We start from the raw sequence: 1,856 nt of genomic DNA, 5'->3' as shown, positions 1-1,856 counted from the left end.
TGTTTTTTGCCCCTTCCACGAAAGAATCCCCGGTTCCGGCCGATATAGCCGGCAACCCGTAGAAGTCCGCGCGAATGAACGTCCCGTCCCTGCTCCGCCGGTTCCTCGCCAACCATTCGATGAAGCGCAAATTCCTGATGCAGGCGGCGTTCGTCGCGCTGGGCATCATCGCGCTGTCGGTGGTGGCCGCGCGCCTGCAGTACCTGGACCTGACCGACGCCCACCGCCACGCGGCCCGCACCCAGGCGGAGATGGCACTGGGCGTGGTCGGCCAGTACGCCGCGCAAGCCGAGGCCGGACAGATGGACGAAGCCGCCGCCAGGACCGCGGCGCTCGACGCACTGCGGGTGATGCGCGCCTCCGGCGGCGTGGACTACGTCTTCGTGCTCGACCGCCAGTCGCGGATGCTGATGCACCCGCAGCGCCCGGACCTGGAAGGCAAGCCGGTGGCCGAGGTGGCCAGCGCCGAGGGCAAGGCGGTGTTCCCCGCCCTGGTGCGCGCGGCCGAGGCCGGCGGCGGCTTCGTCGACTACGCCTGGGCCAAGCCGGGCACCGACCGCGACGTCAACAAGAGCTCCTACGCCGCGCTGTACGAACCCTGGGGCTGGGTGGTCGCCACCGGCACCTACCTGGACGTGCCGCAGGTGCAGGCGCTGAAGTTCACCGCGGTGATGACCGTGGCTGGCGGCCTGCTGGTGCTGATCACCCTGTTCGCCGGCTGGGCCATCGGCGGCTCGGTGCTGGACGCGGCCAACCGCGCCCTGGCCGCGGTGCGCGGCGTGTCCAGCGGCAACCTGCACGTGCGCATGGGCGAGCACGGCAAGGACGAGATGGGCCAGATGCTGGACTCCATCGAGGAAATGCAGCAGCGCCTGCGCGCGGTGATCGAGGCCCAGCGCGAGATGGCGCGCCGGCACGAGGCCGGCGAGACCAGCTACCGCATCGACGACAGCGGCTTCCCCGGTGACTACGGGCTGATGGTGCGCGACGCCAACGCGCTGGTGCACCAGCACATCGCCGTGACCCTGCGCGCGGTGGAGGTGATGCGCCAGTACGCGGTCGGCGACCTGTCCCAGGACATGGACCGCCTGCCCGGCGAGCGCGCCGCGATCACCGAGGCCATGGATACCTGCAAGCGCAACCTGGCCGCGATCAACGCCCAGATCCAGGGCCTGGTCGCGGCCTCGGCGGCCGGCGACTTCTCCCAGCGCGGCGACGCCGGCGCCTTCCAGCACGAGTTCCACGCCATGGTGGCCGGGCTCAACCTGCTGATGGAGACCACCGAGCGCAACCTGGACCAGCTCTCCGCCCTGCTGCGCACCGTGGCCCAGGGCGACCTGACCGTGCGCATGGAAGGCGAGTTCCGCGGCGTGTTCGCGCAGATGCGCGACGACGCCAACGCCACGGTCGAACAGCTGGCCACGATCGTGAGCCGGATCCGCGACGCCTCCGCCGCGATCAGCACCGGCGCCACCGAGATCGCCGCCGGCAACGACGACCTGTCGCGCCGCACCGAGCAGCAGGCCGCCAACCTGGAGGAGACCGCCGCCTCGATGGAGGAGATCACCTCCACGGTCAAGCAGAACGCCGACCACGCCCGCCAGGCCAACCAGCTGGCCATCGGCGCCGCCTCGGTCGCCTCAGAGGGCGGTAAGGTCGTCGGCCAGGTGGTCAGCACCATGGGCCAGATCCAGGCCTCCTCGCGCCGGATCGCGGACATCATCACCGTGATCGACGGCATCGCCTTCCAGACCAACATCCTGGCGCTCAACGCCGCGGTCGAGGCGGCGCGCGCCGGCGAACAGGGCCGCGGCTTCGCCGTGGTCGCCTCCGAGGTACGGGCGCTGGCCCAGCGT

Annotated in this window: 1 protein-coding gene; it reads left to right on the top strand. The window is 71.0% G+C overall.

The genetic code is table 11. The annotated features are described in order from the left end of the window. Positions 1-119: 119 nt before the first annotated feature. Positions 120-1,856 (top strand): methyl-accepting chemotaxis protein (locus EIM47_RS15585; protein ID WP_240626259.1); only part of this gene is annotated, 1,737 nt, incomplete at its 3' end.

It is taken from the genome of Pseudoxanthomonas sp. SGT-18, assembly GCF_003931645.1.
Taxonomy (GTDB): domain Bacteria; phylum Pseudomonadota; class Gammaproteobacteria; order Xanthomonadales; family Xanthomonadaceae; genus Pseudoxanthomonas.
The sequence above is the reverse complement of the archived record's forward strand: the minus strand, read 5'-3'. Positions and strand labels throughout refer to the sequence as shown.